The 16,682-nt window shown below is 33.3% G+C and carries 18 protein-coding genes and 1 tRNA gene; 5 read left to right on the top strand and 14 right to left on the bottom strand.

What is annotated here, in order from left to right; genetic code table 11:
• Positions 1–32: 32 nt before the first annotated feature.
• The 9 genes from HMPREF2715_RS00975 to HMPREF2715_RS01015 form a co-directional block, all read right to left on the bottom strand.
• Positions 33–773: an alpha/beta hydrolase gene (locus HMPREF2715_RS00975; protein WP_070581535.1), complete on the bottom strand. Its 741-nt coding sequence runs from the start codon at positions 771–773 to the stop codon at positions 33–35.
• 224 nt (positions 774–997) lie between these two features.
• Positions 998–1,231: a preprotein translocase subunit SecG gene (gene secG / locus HMPREF2715_RS00980; RefSeq protein ID WP_011276371.1), complete on the bottom strand. Its 234-nt coding sequence runs from the start codon at positions 1,229–1,231 to the stop codon at positions 998–1,000.
• A 67-nt stretch (positions 1,232–1,298) separates the two neighbouring features.
• Entirely contained in the window at positions 1,299–1,769 is a 471-nt protein-coding gene (locus HMPREF2715_RS00985) for a hypothetical protein (RefSeq protein ID WP_011276372.1), read from the bottom strand.
• 265 nt (positions 1,770–2,034) lie between these two features.
• Positions 2,035–3,339, bottom strand: coding sequence for a surface-displayed alpha-enolase (gene eno, locus HMPREF2715_RS00990; RefSeq protein WP_070581536.1), 1,305 nt, complete (start codon positions 3,337–3,339; stop codon positions 2,035–2,037).
• Positions 3,340–3,493: 154 nt separating this feature from the next.
• On the bottom strand, positions 3,494–5,011 hold the full coding sequence (gene gpmI / locus HMPREF2715_RS00995) for a 2,3-bisphosphoglycerate-independent phosphoglycerate mutase (protein ID WP_070581537.1): 1,518 nt from the start codon (positions 5,009–5,011) through the stop codon (positions 3,494–3,496).
• A gap of 2 nt (positions 5,012–5,013) precedes the next feature.
• Complete coding sequence (gene tpiA / locus HMPREF2715_RS01000) at positions 5,014–5,775, bottom strand: triose-phosphate isomerase (RefSeq protein ID WP_011276375.1); 762 nt, start codon at positions 5,773–5,775, stop codon at positions 5,014–5,016.
• A 127-nt stretch (positions 5,776–5,902) separates the two neighbouring features.
• Positions 5,903–7,093, bottom strand: a complete 1,191-nt coding sequence (gene pgk, locus HMPREF2715_RS01005; RefSeq protein WP_011276376.1) for a phosphoglycerate kinase — start codon at positions 7,091–7,093, stop codon at positions 5,903–5,905.
• A 163-nt stretch (positions 7,094–7,256) separates the two neighbouring features.
• Entirely contained in the window at positions 7,257–8,264 is a 1,008-nt protein-coding gene (gene gap / locus HMPREF2715_RS01010) for a type I glyceraldehyde-3-phosphate dehydrogenase (RefSeq protein WP_011276377.1), read from the bottom strand.
• A 51-nt stretch (positions 8,265–8,315) separates the two neighbouring features.
• Positions 8,316–9,329 carry a sugar-binding transcriptional regulator gene (locus HMPREF2715_RS01015; protein ID WP_011276378.1) on the bottom strand — a complete coding sequence of 338 codons (1,014 nt, stop codon included), beginning with the start codon at positions 9,327–9,329 and terminating at the stop codon, positions 8,316–8,318.
• Positions 9,330–9,666: 337 nt separating this feature from the next.
• Here HMPREF2715_RS01015 and HMPREF2715_RS01020 point away from each other — a divergent pair, with 337 nt between their 5' ends.
• On the top strand, positions 9,667–9,876 hold the full coding sequence (locus HMPREF2715_RS01020; protein WP_011276379.1) for a hypothetical protein: 210 nt from the start codon (positions 9,667–9,669) through the stop codon (positions 9,874–9,876).
• Positions 9,877–9,942: 66 nt separating this feature from the next.
• Here HMPREF2715_RS01020 and HMPREF2715_RS01025 read toward each other — a convergent pair whose 3' ends face one another.
• Positions 9,943–10,698 (bottom strand): DUF4887 domain-containing protein, encoded by a 756-nt coding sequence (locus HMPREF2715_RS01025; protein WP_070839161.1) that lies wholly within the window; start codon positions 10,696–10,698, stop codon positions 9,943–9,945.
• A 207-nt stretch (positions 10,699–10,905) separates the two neighbouring features.
• Here HMPREF2715_RS01025 and HMPREF2715_RS01030 point away from each other — a divergent pair, with 207 nt between their 5' ends.
• The 3 genes from HMPREF2715_RS01030 to HMPREF2715_RS11590 all read left to right on the top strand — a co-directional run bounded on the left by HMPREF2715_RS01030 (position 10,906) and on the right by HMPREF2715_RS11590 (position 12,498).
• A complete protein-coding gene (locus tag HMPREF2715_RS01030) occupies positions 10,906–11,085 on the top strand; it encodes a hypothetical protein (protein WP_011276381.1) in 180 nt (59 codons plus the stop codon).
• Positions 11,086–11,390: 305 nt separating this feature from the next.
• Positions 11,391–12,290, top strand: a complete 900-nt coding sequence (locus HMPREF2715_RS01035) for a TIGR01777 family oxidoreductase (protein WP_070581540.1) — start codon at positions 11,391–11,393, stop codon at positions 12,288–12,290.
• Between the two features lie 22 nt (positions 12,291–12,312).
• Entirely contained in the window at positions 12,313–12,498 is a 186-nt protein-coding gene (locus HMPREF2715_RS11590; protein ID WP_075140371.1) for a hypothetical protein, read from the top strand.
• Between the two features lie 68 nt (positions 12,499–12,566).
• On the opposite strand, the gene clpP is transcribed toward HMPREF2715_RS11590, so the two are convergent.
• The gene (gene clpP, locus HMPREF2715_RS01040) at positions 12,567–13,154 is read right to left on the bottom strand and encodes an ATP-dependent Clp endopeptidase proteolytic subunit ClpP (RefSeq protein ID WP_011276385.1); all 588 of its coding nucleotides are present in this window, start codon (positions 13,152–13,154) and stop codon (positions 12,567–12,569) included.
• A 193-nt stretch (positions 13,155–13,347) separates the two neighbouring features.
• On the opposite strand from clpP, the gene HMPREF2715_RS01045 reads away from it, so the two are divergent.
• Positions 13,348–13,419: transfer RNA gene (locus HMPREF2715_RS01045), tRNA-Arg, on the top strand.
• A 170-nt stretch (positions 13,420–13,589) separates the two neighbouring features.
• Here the strand turns inward: HMPREF2715_RS01045 and whiA are convergent.
• The 3 genes from whiA to rapZ all read right to left on the bottom strand — a co-directional run bounded on the left by whiA (position 13,590) and on the right by rapZ (position 16,563).
• The gene (gene whiA / locus HMPREF2715_RS01050; RefSeq protein ID WP_037548865.1) at positions 13,590–14,534 is read right to left on the bottom strand and encodes a DNA-binding protein WhiA; all 945 of its coding nucleotides are present in this window, start codon (positions 14,532–14,534) and stop codon (positions 13,590–13,592) included.
• Positions 14,535–14,665: 131 nt separating this feature from the next.
• Positions 14,666–15,652: a gluconeogenesis factor YvcK family protein gene (gene yvcK / locus HMPREF2715_RS01055; RefSeq protein ID WP_070581541.1), complete on the bottom strand. Its 987-nt coding sequence runs from the start codon at positions 15,650–15,652 to the stop codon at positions 14,666–14,668.
• A complete protein-coding gene (gene rapZ, locus HMPREF2715_RS01060) occupies positions 15,649–16,563 on the bottom strand; it encodes an RNase adapter RapZ (RefSeq protein WP_011276388.1) in 915 nt (304 codons plus the stop codon). The genes yvcK and rapZ overlap by 4 nt, the downstream gene beginning before the upstream one ends.
• Positions 16,564–16,682 lie beyond the last annotated feature (119 nt).

Raw genomic sequence — 16,682 nt, forward strand, 5'->3', positions numbered from 1 at the left:
CTTTCTTCTTTCGTTTAATATTTTTAAATTTATTATTCAGACCAATCTAAAGTTTCTAAGAAACTGTATACATCTTCGAATACTTGTTCTTTTTCTTTATCGATTGTAATGACATGTCCTGAATTTGCATACCATTTGATGTCTTTTTCATCTGAGTCGACATTCTCGTATATATAATTTGCTGATTGAGGATTAATCATTTCATCATTTTCAGCTTGTACTACTAAAATTGGATCTAACACTTCATCGATTTCGTTTCTAACGTTATTTAATGTTTCGCTTAACTCTTTTAACGTTTCAGTAGGATGGAAGTCTTTCATTTCTTTATCAATCGTTGCTTGATCTTTGCCTTCATATTTTTTGAAGTTTCGTGCATATTCTAAAAAGCCTTCGTATATCGCACCTTGCGTTTTACCTTCAGCGGGTGCACACATAGTTATAATACCCTTTACAGGACGATTTAAGCTCAATTTCAATGCGAATACACCACCAAGAGATAAGCCTGCTACGGCAATTTCTTCATAGCCTTGGTCCACTAAATAATCATAACCATCAATCACATCTTTAAACCACACATGTGGGCTTGATTTTAGAATTTCTTCAGGTGGTGCAGCATGCCCTTCATATTGAGGCGCATAAGAAGTGTAACCTTTCTTCTGTAGGAATCTTCCTAATTGTCTTACGTCTGATGAATTACCTGTAAATCCATGTAGAAGTAAGACTGCTCGTTTTCCTTCCTCAAAGAAAAACGGTTGTGGTAATTTAATTTGCATTTAAAATCCCTCTTCCATCATTATCTCAAAATTATTCTTGCGTTATATTTTTTAATTCAAATACAATGCTTCGTATTAATATTATATTTAACTAAATATTCCCTTATTATCTCGGAAATATGCATTATTTAAATCGGACCTTAGGTCTCCTGACTAAATATCAATGACGTCGTCCGTCACTATTCATTATAAATAAAAAAGCCCGACATTAACATCGTCGGACCTTATAAACCAAAGTAACTGATACCAATCATTATTAAAAAGAAAATGACTGCTAAAATAATTGTTAATCTATGCAAGAATAAATCGACGCCACGTTGTTTTTGTTTACCAAATAACTGTTCTGCGCCACCACTAATAGCACCTGAAAGTCCATTACTTTTACCTTCTTGGAGTAATACAACAGTGATTAATGCAATACAATCAATAATTAATAGTACTATAAAAAGTGTATGCATGAAAATTGTCCTCCATTCATTATATACGTTCCGAATTATATCATATACTAGTCTTTATAATCAATGACTATCGATTAAAGGTGCTCTTACGGATGATTGAAATAACTAGCATGTATAATGCTAATACTGTAGAGCCCACAATTACGATTATAATAGGAATAATAAACAACATTGATTTAGCTGTTATTATCGCATTTATAACCATAGTTACGTTTACTAATGTAAATAATACATTTGAAACATAGACTGCAAACATAAACCACCACAGATATTTATGTCGATTCCATAATGCAATGACACCTGCTAAATATGCCAAAATATACATAATGCCAGTATATCTAAAGCTATTTAATATATTAGCTACTGCACTATCACTTGCTTTCTGTCCTGCCTGTGATAATAGTGTCTTAGCAGTTAACGTATCTAGTGCAATAAAGTTATGGATGATCAATAAAATACATAAAATTAAAGAACTGTAGCCTATTAATTTACCTGCATTGCGTTCTCTTTGACTAGGTTGATTAAGTTGATTCTCCATCTTTATTTCTCCTTCTTTTATATACATAACTATTATATCAGTTTGTATACCTAAATTAAATCTGTTCCATGTTCGTTAAAAATCATTAGTAGGTTAGATATATGTGATAAAAGCTACATTAATGATTTTGTCATTATGATTTTACAATTTAATTAATCACTTACATTGTTTAATAATTAAAAAACCTGCCACAGTCTCAACTCTGTGACAGGTAATACATAAGCGTGAACTCTATTAATGTTTTAAATAGGTTAAATTATTATACTTATTTGTCTAAATTGTAGAATGATTTGATACCATCGAATTTAGCAGTTTCAAATAATTCATCTTCAATACGTAATAATTGATTGTATTTAGCAATACGGTCAGTTCTTGATAATGAACCAGTTTTAATTTGACCAGCATTAGTAGCTACTGCGATATCAGAGATTGTAGTATCTTCTGTTTCACCTGAACGGTGAGAAACTACTGCAGTATATCCAGCTTTTTGAGCCATTTCGATTGCTTCGAAAGTTTCTGTTAAAGTACCAATTTGGTTAACTTTGATTAAGATTGAGTTACCAATACCTTGTTCAATACCTCTAGAAAGGATTTCAGTGTTAGTTACGAATAAATCGTCACCTACTAATTGAACTTTATCTCCAATACGATCAGTTAATTGTTTCCAACCGTCCCAATCATTTTCATCCATACCATCTTCGATAGTGATGATTGGGTATTTACCAATTAATTCTTCTAAGTAGTCAACTTGTTCAGCTGCGCTACGTTTCGCACCATGTTCACCTTCGAATTTAGTGTAATCATATACACCATTTTCGTAGAATTCAGATGAAGCACAGTCGAATCCTAAGAATACTTCTTCGCCAGGTTTGTAACCTGCTTTTTCGATAGCTTTAATGATTGTTTCTACAGCATCTTCAGTACCTTCAAATTTAGGAGCGAAACCACCTTCGTCACCTACTGCTGTTTCTAAACCACGCTCACTTAAGATTGATTTTAAGTTATGGAAGATTTCAGCACCCCAACGTAATGCTTCTTTGAATGATTCTGCACCTGTTGGTAAAATCATGAATTCTTGGAATGCGATTGGTGCGTCTGAGTGAGAACCACCATTAACGATGTTCATCATAGGAACTGGTAATTGTTTACCGTTGAATCCACCTAAATATTTGTATAAAGGTTGACCTAATAAGTCTGCTGCTGCACGTGCAACTGCGATAGATACACCTAAAATAGCGTTTGCACCTAATTTACCTTTGTTAGGTGTACCGTCTAATTGAATCATCATTTTATCAATAGATACTTGATCTAATACTGAAAATTCACCTTCAACGATTTCTGGTGCAATAATTTCGTTAACATTTTCAACAGCTTTAGTAACACCTTTACCGCTATAACGTGATTTATCTCCATCACGTAATTCAACTGCTTCGTGTTCACCTGTAGAAGCACCTGATGGCACTAATGCACGACCGAAAGCACCGCTTTCAGTTAATACTTCAACTTCAACTGTTGGGTTACCACGTGAGTCTAAGACTTCGCGAGCATAAACATCTGTAATAATTGGCATGTGAAAAATCTCCTTTAATTTAGATTCTAAAGCTATTATAGCTTGATTTAATCTTTAAATAAAATATTTATATCAGATAAGGACTGAATCCCTAAAGTTTCAAATATCGTATTAGGGATTTCAATATTCTTACCATTTATAACTGGACTAATTTTTAGTGTTTAATAAGTGATTCACCAGTCATGTCTGATGGTTGATCTACATTTAATAAATCTAATAGTGTTGGTGCTAAATCTCCCAGACGACCAGTTTCACGTAATGTAACGCCTTCTTTAGTTACAATAACAGGAACCGGATTAGTCGTATGAGTAGTCATTGGTTGATCATCATCTGTTAATACTTGGTCAGAGTTACCATGGTCAGCTGTAATAATTGCATAACCATTCATGTCTAAGATTTTATCAACAACTTCACCTAAGCATTCATCCACTGCTTCAATTGCTTTGATAGTTGGTTCTAACATACCACTATGTCCAACCATATCAGGGTTAGCAAAGTTTAAGATAATTAAATCTAAATCCCCTTTATCTAACTCTTCTAATAACGCATCTTTAACTTCATACGCACTCATTTCTGGTTTTAAATCATAAGTCGCTACTTTTGGTGAATCGATTAAACGACGACGCTCACCTTCAAATTCTTCATTACGTCCACCACTCATGAAGTACGTTACATGTGGATATTTTTCAGTTTCAGCAATACGTAATTGTTTTAAGTTATTATTTTGAGCAACTTCACCAATTGTATTTGTTAAATCCACTTTCTCGAAGACAACTTCAGCATCTACATTGTCATTATATTTAGTAAATGTTGCGTAGAATAAATCTTTAACTTGTTCTACTTTAAAGCCATCAAATGCTTTATTAGTAAATACTTCTGACAACTGAGCTGCTCTATCAGGGCGGAAGTTGAAGAAGATAACTGCATCTCCATCATTGATGCCATTATTTTGACCTTCAACAACAAATGGCTCAACAAATTCATCTGTTAAATCATTAGCGTAGTTAGCTTCAACGCCTTCTTTTGCTGAAGCATAAGCAGGCCCTTCAAAGTTACGGATAGCATTATATGCTTTTTGTTCACGGTCCCAACGTTTATCACGGTCCATAGCGTAATAACGGCCAGAAATAGATGCGAACTCACCTACACCTAATGATTTAAATTTAGCTTCTGTTTCCTCAATGTATTTTAGTGCTGATTTTTGGTCTACGTCACGACCGTCTAAGAATGCATGTACATAAACTTTATCTAAACCTTTTTGTTTAGCAAGTTCTAACAATGCAAATAAATGTTGGTAATGACTGTGTACACCACCATCAGATAGTAATCCAAAGACATGTAATGCAGAATCATGCTCATTAACATGTTGCACGGCGTTATTTAACACATCATTTTCAAAGAAATCGCCATCTGCGATTGATTTATTGATTCGTGTCAAACTTTGGTAAACAATACGTCCTGCACCAATGTTCATATGACCAACTTCTGAGTTACCCATTTGGCCTTCTGGAAGACCTACGTCTAAACCACTGGCTTCAATTTGTGTAGTTGGGTATTTACTGTAATAGCGGTCAAAATTTGGTTTATGCGCTTGTTTTACAGCATTACCATGTTCACTTTCACGATTAGCGAAACCATCTAAAATGATTAAAGCTGTCGGTTGTTTAGCCATAATTATTTTGCACCTTCTAACAATTGTACGAAATCTTCAACTTTTAATGATGCGCCACCTACTAATGCACCATCAATGTCAGATTGAGCCATGTATTCTTTAACGTTGTTAGGTTTAACACTACCACCATATTGAATACGTGTTGCATCAGCAACATCTTGACTAGCCACTTTCGCTACTGTTTTACGCACGTGAGCACACATTTCATTAGCATCATCAGAAGTAGCTGATTTACCAGTACCGATTGCCCAAATTGGTTCGTATGCAATAACAACTTCTTTAAGTTGCTCTTCAGATAAACCTTCTAATGCTTTTTCAACTTGATTGCTAACGATTTCATTAGCTTTGCCATTTTCGCGTTCTTCATCAGTTTCACCAACACAAATAATTGGTGTCATGCCATGATTAAATACCGCATGTGCTTTTTTATTCACATCTTCATCTGTTTCATGGAATAATTCACGACGTTCTGAGTGTCCAATAACTACGTATTTAACACCTAAGTCAGCTAATGCCACTGGAGAAGTTTCTCCTGTGAATGCACCATTATCTTCAAAATAAGTGTTTTGAGCACCAATTTTCAATCCTTTTGCTTTGCCATCATTCACTAATGAAATTAATGCATCTAATTGAATTGTTGGTGCACAAATTACTGATTCAACTTCTTTTTCATCAGGTAATGTTGGTAAATTATTAACGAAGTCTTTAGCTTCTTTAACTGTTTTGTTCATTTTCCAGTTACCAGCTATGATTGGTTTTCTCATTGATTACACTCCTATATATTTAAAATTGTAATTTTAGCGTTAAATAACTTTTTAAGACGTAAAGTCTTATTCTTTGTACATTTTCCCTTGAAAATGCTTAGAAAAACGTACACCTTTTATAAGATGATTATTTATCATTAATTGCTTTAATTCCTGGTAATTCAATACCTTCTAGGTATTCTAATGATGCACCGCCACCAGTAGAAATATGTGTGAAGTCATCTTCAAAACCTAAAGAAATTGCAGCTGCTGCTGAGTCACCACCACCGATAATTGTAGTAGCGTCTTTTAAGTTAGCAATGGCTTTACATACACCGATTGTACCTTGAGCAAAGTTACTAAATTCAAATACACCCATAGGTCCATTCCATACTACTGTATGTGCACCTTCTAATTCTTTAGAGAATAATTCAACAGTTTTAGGGCCAACGTCCATTGCTTCTTGATCAGAAGGGATGTTATCGATTGATACTTCAGTAATTTCAGCGTCATTTGAGAATTCTTTCGCAACTTTCGCATCTACTGGTAACACAATTTGATCGCCATTACTTTCAAGTAATTCTTTAGCAAAGTCGATTTTGTCTTCTTCTAGTAAAGATAAGCCAATTTCTTTGCCTTGTGCTTTTAAGAAAGTATACGCCATTCCACCACCAATAAGAATTTTATCAGCGATATTTACTAAGTTTTTAATAACACCAATTTTGTCAGATACTTTTGCGCCACCTAAAATTGCAACTACTGGTTTATGTGGATCGTTAACAACACCACCGATAAATTTAATTTCTTTTTCCATTAAATAACCAGCCGCTGTTTCTAAATGCGTTGAAATACCAACATTAGAAGCATGTTCGCGGTGAGCTGTACCGAAAGCATCATTTACAAATACATCGCCTAGTGATGCCCAATATTTACCTAGTTCAGGGTCATTTTTAGATTCTTTTTTACCATCTAAATCTTCGAAACGTGTATTTTCAACTAATAATACATCGCCTTCACTTAAGTTTTTGATAGCTGATTCTAATTTTTTACCACGTGTTTCAGGTACGAAAGTAACTTCTTTACCTAATTTTTCAGATAAAGCATCAGCAACAGGTTTTAATGTAAGACCTTCTTTATCACTTTCTTGTTTAACTTTTCCTAAGTGAGAAAATAGTACTAATTTACCACCTTGTTCGATGATATATTTAATTGTTGGTAAAGCCTGAACAATACGGTTATCATTTGTGATCTTACCGTCTTTTAAAGGTACATTGAAATCAGCACGTTCTAAAACAACTTTCCCTTTTAAATCTAAATCAGAAACAATTTTCTTTGCCATTATAATTTCCTCCTCTAAATAGGAATTACTAATATAAAAATAAGCGGAGAAGCGTTAGTGCTCCCCGCTTACTCATAAGCTAACTTATTTCAATAATTTGTACAAGTGTACTGTGAATAGTACATCCATACTGAGCACAAGTTTATTTAACTATGCTTCTAAATTATTTAGATAATTCTGCTAAATATTCTAAAGTACGAACTAATTGAGCAGTGTAAGACATTTCGTTGTCATACCAAGCTGCAACTTTAACTAATTGACGGTCACCAACAGACATTACACGAGTTTGAGTAGCATCGAATAATGAACCATAAGTCATGCCAACTACGTCAGAAGAAACGATTTCGTCTTCAGTGTAACCAAATGATTCGTTTGAAGCGTTTTTCATTGCTTTGTTAACGTCTTCAACAGTAACGTCTTTTTCTAATACAACTGTTACTTCAGTTAATGAACCCGTAGCAACTGGTACACGTTGAGCACCACCGTCTAATTTACCATCGATTTCAGGAATAACTTTACCGATTGCTTTTGCAGCACCTGTTGAGTTAGGTACGATGTTTTGAGCTGCTGCACGCGCACGACGTTTGTCACCTTTTTTATGTGGACCGTCTTGAGTCATTTGGTCACCAGTGTATGCGTGAATAGTTGTCATTAAACCTTCAACTAAACCAAATTCATCACTTAATACTTTAGCAACTGGTGCTAATGAGTTAGTAGTACATGATGCACCTGAAACAACTGTTTCTGAACCATCTAAGTCATTGTGGTTAGTGTTGAATACGATTGTTTTTACATCACCTTTAGCTGGTGCAGAGATTAATACTTTTTTAGCACCTGCATTGATGTGTGCTTCTGCTTTTTCTTTATCTGTATAGAAACCAGTACATTCTAATACTACGTCGATATCTAAATCGCCCCAAGGTAATTTGCTTGCATCTGGTTCTTCGTATGATTTAACTTCTTTACCATTTACGCGGAAACCACCATCAATAACTTCAACTTCTCCTGTGAAACGACCTTGCATAGTGTCATATTTTAATAAATGAGCTAACATTTCGTCGTCTGTTAAGTCGTTTACTGCAACTACTTCAATACCTTCTACGTCTTGAATTCTTCTAAATGCTAAACGACCAATTCTACCAAAACCATTAATTGCTACTTTTACTGCCATTATAATGGCCTCCTTTAAAATGATATTTAAAAAGCTTTAAACTTTTTATTACTAATTTAATATTACCTTTGCTGCTGCTTCATCAGTAATTAAAACTGTATTTTTAGGTGCAATACTTAAGTAAGCTTTAATTGCTTCACCTTTAGATTGTCCACCTGCAACAGCGAATATAAAATCTTTGGTTTCTAAATCTTCAAGTTGTAGTCCTATTGTCTTTACTTTGTAGACTACATTTCCTTGAGCGTCAAAATAGTAACCGAAAGCTTCTGCGACGGCTTGATGATGTTGAAGGCTTTCAATCACCTGTTCTGACGATTGTCTACGATACGCCATCTTCAGCGCATCACCAATACCGTGAATTGTTATATTTGCTTGTTTAATTTTATCTAATGTATGAACCACAGAGGGTTCCATCAGAAGTGTATTATACGTTGATTCACTCACATTATCTGGTACATAAAGTGTTGTATAATAACCACCTGTTTGTTGCGCCATGCTCGCTGAAATCGTGTTAGCTTGATAAATAACATTCTCACCAAGACCACCACGAGCTGGTACGAAAAATACATTAAATGGTAGAAGATGCATGGCTCGGCTTACATTTGCCATTGTTGAACCACCTGTTACTGAAACAATAGCGTCTTCATATAAGATGCTTTCCAATAATTGGCCAGCTTGTCTTCCCATTTCGGATTTAACATTCTCTTGAGCATCTGCATCACCAGGTATAACGTGAACTTCTTTAATACCAAAAGTTGACTTAATTTGATCAGCTAATTGATTATCATCAGTATAAATATTGAAATATTCGTTAAGCTGATTCAAAACTGACTTGCCTTCTTCAGTGATTTCCATTCCAGTCGATTTGACTTGAATTAAATCTTGCTTTTTCAACATATCAGTTTCAGATCTTAAGACACGTTCGGTAATATCCATGTGCTCACTTAAACTTCTTCTACCTACTGGTTGATTATTTGAGATAGTAGTTAAGATAGAAAAGCGTCGATACATTTTATCAATTAAATCAGGTATCAGCTTCTGTTGAATTTTAATCAAGTCCTTCACTACTACCTTCCTCCTTTATGTATAAAGGGTAACCAATAGCATAAACCCAGTTTGACTTATTGTGTCCCGCGCGGGACAAAATCTAACCTCTTTACACTTGCAATAGTACTATTGTGTTGTTGAAAATGCAAGAGAAAAACTCTAATATTTAAAATTATCTGTAAAATTCCCTAATTTAAGTAGTATTTCCCATTTTATAAAGTGGCACAAAGTTTAATTAAACCCTTATTTTATAGTATTACCCTTTAAGTTTAGAAATTATTCTTTTGCAAAATACTTTCTTGTTTAAACTATTTTAATTTACAATATAAGAAATTCATTTAAGGAGGATGAAGAAATGGCTCAAGAAAATGATAATAATGTAGAAGTCATTGACCCTGAAGATCGTAGATATAAAGATGATAACTATTTTAATGGTAATGAACGTAACAACTATTCAATAAGATATCATTATGGTTGTGGTTGTCCATTTGGTTGCCTTTCTTCAATAATCATTTCTATTTTGCTTTCAATTATTTTTACCTTTTTACTCAATTGGATGTTTTAAAAAAGTAAAAAGTGAGACTTGAAACATGACTGTTTCAAAATCTCACTTTGATAACTACTAACTATATTATTCATTACTATTTGATGATTTTTGGCTTGACTGACTTTGACTAGACGTAGAACTTCGTTGTGAAGTTTGTCTTGTGGTTGATTGCTGCGTAGACGACTGAGTTGTTGATCGTTGTTGTGTTTGCGGTGATTGTTGCGTTCTAGTTTGATTGCTTGTCTGGTTACCATTAGACTTATCCGTATTTGACTCACTAGAATTACTATCACTGCTATTATTACTGTTACTTTCTTGAGTTGCTTGTTCTTTAGTGCGAGCTTCTTCTGTTGTAGCTTCTTCTTTAGTTGTTCTCTCTTGTGTTTTTTCTTCCTTAGTCTGTGCTTCTTTGGTTCTTTGTTTCTCTTCTGTTAATGGTTGTTGTTTAGTTCTTTGTTGAGTTGAAGGTGTTGCTTGTTGTGTCTGACGTTGTTGGGTTTGAGCTGTTTGCTGCGTAACATTTTCTTGAGTCACATTCGAACTATCTTCACTAGTTTTTTTATCTTTATCTGACTTATCCTTTTTGTCTTTATCTGACTTATCCTTTTTGTCTTTATCTTCTTTGTCTTTTTTATCATTTTTATCTTTGTGCTCTTCAGTTGATTGATTGTTTAAGCGTTCACTTGAACGATTTGAATGATCTACAAATGCAAAAATCGCAAATGCTAATCCGCTTAATAATAATAAAACGATAATCGTACTAATAAGTTTCGAAATGCCACTCATTTTTTTCTTTTCCGGTTCACCAAAGTCATCTCTATTTCTATTGTTCTTAGACATAAGTTACCTCACTTTAATATATTAAAATTGTCTAGTCCCCTAAATGTAGCATATAATTTTACAGTAATTCGCACGGAAATGAAATAAAAAGGTTTAAGACATTAATTATAATGATACATAATCACTTATATATGATAACATCATAAGTAATTACAAACATCAATTATGCAAATTTAATTTTATTATAATGTGAAAGTGTGAGTCATAATGAAAAAATTTGTTTCTGAAGATATATTTGAAGATGAAAATGTACCTAAACATAATCTAAAAACTATGATGTTGAATAATGATGATTATGATGACAGTCATACATCTCAGTTTGATTTTATATTTTTATCAGTCATTTTCATTCCTCTAATCATATTATTCTTAATCTTTATTCATTAGGACTATAATAGATATACAAAGAGCCCACACGATTCTCGCATGGGCTTCTACTAAAGGGAGTCAAAATTGACCTTCGTTTATTTTGTGTAGTCTATGGGGTATACTCAATTTACTCAGAGATATTGAAATCTACTATAGCGAAGGTACAAATTAATTATAACTTAACTTTAGATAATTTAAATCCTGTCTACAGCTTAGTAAATGACATATTATTGACTAATCATTGTACATTTTTTGAACAAGAAAAGTTCAATGTTGATAATAGAAAAGTTATCTTAATACTATAAATTAATAGAGGTGTAAATATGAAGCAATTCTTAATAACTGGCGGAACTGGAATGGTAGGCAGTCAATTAGTAAATGAATTAAAGAATCGCGATGTACATATTACAATACTAACTCGTAGTGATAAGCAAAGTGATGATCCAAAGATTTCTTATGTTAATTGGTCAAAAGACGGTTGGATGTCCCAAGTTCCAGATATAGATGTTGTAGTTAATTTGGCTGGTGCAACTTTAAATAAACGCTGGACTCCATCATATAAACAATTGATTATGACTAGTCGTATTCAGTCAACACAATCACTAGTTGACTTGTTTAGCCAACGGGAACATAAACCTGAAGTGCTCTTTAATGCTAGTGCAATGGGTTATTATCCACCTAGTTTATATCATACGTATACAGAAAAATATCAAACACATCCATTTGATTTTCTATCTGATGTGGTTTATCAGTGGGAACGTTTTGCTAAACGCTTTGAGTCATTTGGTACGCGAGTAGTACTTGGCAGATTCAGCATGATTTTATCTAATGATGGAGGCGCCTTACAGACGATGAAGCTTCCTTATAAATTCTTCGTAGGTGGTAAATTAGGATCTGGATTCCAATGGTATTCATGGATTCACATTAATGACTTAGTGCGCGCAATTCTATTCACAATCGATAATCCTAAAGCAAAAGGTCCATTCAATATGGCTGCACCAATTGCTGAACGCCAAAATTTATTTGGATACACACTTGCGCGTGTCATGCATCGCCCTCATGAAACATGGGTGCCATCATTCCTAATGCGATTAGCACTTGGTGAAATGTCTACGGTTGTTTTAGATACGCAAAAGGTATTACCAAATAAACTGGATGCGCTCGGTTTTACATTTAACTATTCTAATCTAAAAATTGCTTTCGAAGATTTAATAGATGCATAATAATTTAATTGGAGTTTTGAAAATGAATGACGAGAAATTAACTTATATTCTACTTATCATCGCAAGTCTATTTCTTATACTCAATGGTATTTTCGCTTTCGAACATAATTTAGTAATTATATTAATGTCTATATTCTTCATTTTAAGTGGCATTATTTTACTTATTATATCTATTCGACTGTTCCTAAAATGTTCTTCAAACAATTAAAATAGTCATAAAAAAACGGGGAGTGTTTGTTTAAACACTCCCCATTTGTATGTCATGGTTAAATTTGATTATTTATCTTCTGGTTGCATAACATTATCAATTAAACCATATTCTTTAGCTTCGTCAGCAGTTAAGAAGTTATCACGATCAGTATCTTTTTGAATTTTTTCAATACTTTGACCTGTACGTTCAGCTAAAATTTTGTTTAATTTTTCACGTGTTTTTAAAATGTGATTAGCAGCAATTTCGATTTCAGTTGCTTGTCCTTGTGCACCACCTAATGGTTGGTGAATCATAACTTCAGCGTTTGGTAATGCAAAGCGTTTACCTTTTGCGCCAGCTGCTAATAGGAATGAACCCATTGATGCAGCCATACCGATACAGATTGTTTGTACATCTGGTTTAATATGTTGAATTGTATCATAAATTGCAAATCCAGCAGTAACACTACCACCTGGAGAATTAATATATAGATAGATGTCTTTCTCAGAGTCTTGAGCTTGTAAGAATAATAATTGTGATACAATTGAATTTGCTACATTATCATCAATTGCAGAACCTAACATAATAATACGGTCTTTCAATAAACGTGAATAAATATCGTATGCGCGTTCACCGCGATTTGTTGTTTCAATTACTGTAGGAATTAAATTCATTTATATTTCCTCCTTGTGATTAACTGTTAATTAGTATTTTACATCAAAAGTCAAAAATGGTCAAAATTTAAACTCATCTAGCATTAAGAAAAGTTGACCATATTTTAATAGATTTTGTACACTATAAACATACATTCAGATTGTACTTTTAAAATAACAATTAGTACAGAAATTTGTCTTTATCATTTAATATCTCCTCGTAGTGTAACGGATAGCACGTAAGATTCCGGTTCTTAAGATAGAGGTTCGACTCCTCTCGAGGGGGCTAATAGCTTTAATTATGCACATTTTAATTTCAAGAATGCCGTTGTGGCGGCGTTCTTTTTTATTTATCTTTTAATTAAAAACCAAAGAAAACTAAATTTCAGGGACCATTCAGGGATTCAAGTCTCTAGTTCTAAAAAAAGAACTCGCCAATCCATGACGAGTTTATACTTATAATTCTATTTTTTCACCACTTCGAATTTTGTCTGCAAGTTCATTTAACTTTCTTAAACGGTGGTTGACTCCAGATTTAGATATCGGACCAGTCGATATCATTTCTCCTAGTTCTTTTAAAGAGATTTCTTGATGCTCAACTCGAAGTTTAGCAATCTCTCTTAAGCGATCAGGCAAATTATCTAATCCGATTTCCTGTTCAATTAACTGAATACTTTCTACTTGTTTCATAGCGGCACTTACAGTCTTATTAAGGTTTGCAGTTTCACAATTTACTAAACGATTCACTGAATTTCTCATATCCCTAACAATTCGCACATCTTCAAACTTCAATAATGCTTGGTATCCACCTATTAAACTTAGAAAGTCAGAAATTTTTTCAGCTTCTTTTAAATAAGCAATACTACCCTTTTTTCGTTCTAAATGTTTAGCATTTAATCCATAACTATTCATTAATTTAGTTAAACCTTCAGAATGATTCTCATATTGAGAAAATATTTCTAAATGATAGGATGATGTCTCTGGATTATTTACAGATCCTCCAGCTAGAAATGCGCCTCTTAAATAACTTCTACGCATTTCATCATCTTTAATCATGCTAGCATCTATATCGTGAACAAAAATACCATTCTTTAATATACCAAGTTCATCTAGAATTTCTTTAGCTCGCACTTTTGTACGACAAATATAAATATTATTTTTCTTTAATTTCATTTTTTTACGAACTAGAATTTCCACTTCTACATTAAATATGCGTTTAATTAATGAATAAATTCTTCTAGCAGTCGTAGCATTCTCTGTTTGAACATTAATTACGAATTGTTGATTAGATAGGCTAAGTGCACCGTTCATACGAATTAATGCGCTAAGCTCTGCTTTGGCATTGCTTTCATCAACATCAATGCGTGTTAATTCATTCTTCATATCTGATGCAAAACTCATCACATTTCCCCCTCTAATCAATTTTATATATACATGTAACTAACATCCTATATAGTTGCACTATATTACACTAATACATTAATAAACATACGCCCTATATCATACCATAGTTATACAGATGATTAGAAGTGTTATTTTTTAGGTCTAAATTGAATCGTACTTGTCATTTCAAGTGCTAAATCATAGATCAATCTTGCTAAAACTTTAGTATTGTGACGTACTAAATGATCATCTAATATTTCGACTAAATTAGATGACGTAACCATTCTAATATTATGATCTGTAATTTTATGTTCATCCATAACAACCGGTTTAGCATTACGCTCTTTATAACGTTCTAACACTTTATCATCGTATTTATCATTACTACAGATGACATAATCAATAAAATCACTTCCAGCATGTTTATGTATTGCTTGAATATGGTCCATAACATCGTAATCTGATGTTTCTCCCGGTTGAGTCATAACATTAGATATGTATAATTTAGGTGCTTTAGAACGTAAAATAGCTTCTGACATACCTTTAACACATAAATTCGAAATAACACTTGTGTATAGTGAGCCAGGTCCGAGCACGATTAAATCTGCATCTTCTAATGCGTCAATTGCTTCTTCCATAGGCTCAACATTTTCAGGTTCTAAAAAAACACGATCAATACGTTTGTTTTTCTTTGGTATTTGAGATTCTCCTCGTACAATTTCTCCGTCTTCTAACACTGCGTTTAGCATAACATTAGTATTCGTTGAAGGAATCACTTTACCTTTAATATTTAAAATCTTACTTAATTCTTTAACTGCATGACCGAAGTCATTCTTTATATTTGTTAAGGCTGCTAGTAATAAATTACCTAGTGAGTGCCCTTCGATTTGATTTTCTTTAAATCGATATTGAAATAATTCTTCTATGACTGGTTCAGCATCACTTAGTGCTGCGATAACATTTCTAATATCACCTGGAGCAGGTATATCCATCTCACTTCGTATTTTACCAGTACTACCACCATCATCAGCTACAGTAACGATGGCCGTTATATCAATGGGGTACTCTCTCAGCCCCCTTGCCAATACTGATAGGCCTGTTCCACCGCCTATGAGTACAATCTTTAATTGTTTCATTTTCTCACGCCACTTTCGATATGTGCATCTCTGTGATGAACATAGACATTATAATCAAATATTTCTGTTAATTCTTCACCAATTCGTTTAGCTAACGCAACAGAGCGATGTTGACCTCCTGTACAACCTATTGCAATTACTAATTGTGATTTACCCTCTTTTTTATAACCTGGTATCATAAATTTCAGTAAATCCATTAATTTTTCGAAAAATATTTCAGTTTCTTTCCATTTCATAACATAATGGTAAACTGGTTCATCTTCTCCTGTCATCGGTCTTAAGTCTTCAACATAATAAGGATTTGGTAGGAAACGAACATCAAATACTAAATCTGCGTCTTTTTGTATACCATGTTTAAAACCGAAACTTGATACATTGATACTAAAGGATTTAAAATTCTCATCTTCAAATTTTTCTTTCACTCTAGCTTTAAGTTCTTTCGTCGTCAATTGAGTTGTATCTACAATATAATTAGCGATTGTACGAATATTGCTAAGCAATTGCTTTTCTTCTAAGATTGAATCCATCAAAGACATTTGTCCATTTTCATTTAAAGGGTGAGCTCGTCTAGATTCTTTGTATCTAGAAATTAGTTTTTCTGTTTCCGCTTCTAAAAACATGACATCTACAATTACATCGTTTCTACTTTTGATTGCATCAATTTCTTCTACTAATGATTTAAATAATTCTTTACCTCTTAAATCTATAGCAATAGCTACTTTTTGCAAAGAAGGATTACCTTGTTCCATTAATTCTACAAATTTAGGGAGTAAAATAGGTGGTAGATTATCAACACAGAAGTAACCAATATCTTCTAAACATTGTATGACCACTGATTTACCCGCACCGGATAGACCTGTTACTACTAATAGTTCACTTTTACTCATTTCATTTTCTTTATGGTTCGTCATTTTGACACCGCCTAGTTAATCTTTTTATTGTATACATACGTTTTAGAATATCGTTAACTTACTTTCATAATATCATATGAGCTACTTATCGTAACTATCATTGCGATATCTGAATCTAA

Origin of the sequence: Staphylococcus sp. HMSC062A01, assembly GCF_001836805.1 — a bacterium.
GTDB classification, from domain to species: Bacteria; Bacillota; Bacilli; order Staphylococcales; family Staphylococcaceae; genus Staphylococcus; species Staphylococcus haemolyticus.

Coding starts and splice junctions, on each gene's coding strand:
- HMPREF2715_RS00975 (WP_070581535.1), bottom strand. CDS start 773: ATGCAAATTAAATTACCACAACCGTTTTTCTTTGAGGAAGGAAAACGA.
- secG (WP_011276371.1), bottom strand. CDS start 1,231: ATGCATACACTTTTTATAGTACTATTAATTATTGATTGTATTGCATTA.
- HMPREF2715_RS00985 (WP_011276372.1), bottom strand. CDS start 1,769: ATGGAGAATCAACTTAATCAACCTAGTCAAAGAGAACGCAATGCAGGT.
- eno (WP_070581536.1), bottom strand. CDS start 3,339: ATGCCAATTATTACAGATGTTTATGCTCGCGAAGTCTTAGACTCACGT.
- gpmI (WP_070581537.1), bottom strand. CDS start 5,011: ATGGCTAAACAACCGACAGCTTTAATCATTTTAGATGGTTTCGCTAAT.
- tpiA (WP_011276375.1), bottom strand. CDS start 5,775: ATGAGAAAACCAATCATAGCTGGTAACTGGAAAATGAACAAAACAGTT.
- pgk (WP_011276376.1), bottom strand. CDS start 7,093: ATGGCAAAGAAAATTGTTTCTGATTTAGATTTAAAAGGGAAAGTTGTT.
- gap (WP_011276377.1), bottom strand. CDS start 8,264: ATGGCAGTAAAAGTAGCAATTAATGGTTTTGGTAGAATTGGTCGTTTA.
- HMPREF2715_RS01020 (WP_011276379.1), top strand. CDS start 9,667: ATGGCTCAAGAAAATGATAATAATGTAGAAGTCATTGACCCTGAAGAT.
- HMPREF2715_RS01025 (WP_070839161.1), bottom strand. CDS start 10,698: ATGTCTAAGAACAATAGAAATAGAGATGACTTTGGTGAACCGGAAAAG.
- HMPREF2715_RS01030 (WP_011276381.1), top strand. CDS start 10,906: ATGAAAAAATTTGTTTCTGAAGATATATTTGAAGATGAAAATGTACCT.
- HMPREF2715_RS01035 (WP_070581540.1), top strand. CDS start 11,391: ATGAAGCAATTCTTAATAACTGGCGGAACTGGAATGGTAGGCAGTCAA.
- HMPREF2715_RS11590 (WP_075140371.1), top strand. CDS start 12,313: ATGAATGACGAGAAATTAACTTATATTCTACTTATCATCGCAAGTCTA.
- clpP (WP_011276385.1), bottom strand. CDS start 13,154: ATGAATTTAATTCCTACAGTAATTGAAACAACAAATCGCGGTGAACGC.
- whiA (WP_037548865.1), bottom strand. CDS start 14,534: ATGAGTTTTGCATCAGATATGAAGAATGAATTAACACGCATTGATGTT.
- yvcK (WP_070581541.1), bottom strand. CDS start 15,652: ATGAAACAATTAAAGATTGTACTCATAGGCGGTGGAACAGGCCTATCA.
- rapZ (WP_011276388.1), bottom strand. CDS start 16,563: ATGACGAACCATAAAGAAAATGAAATGAGTAAAAGTGAACTATTAGTA.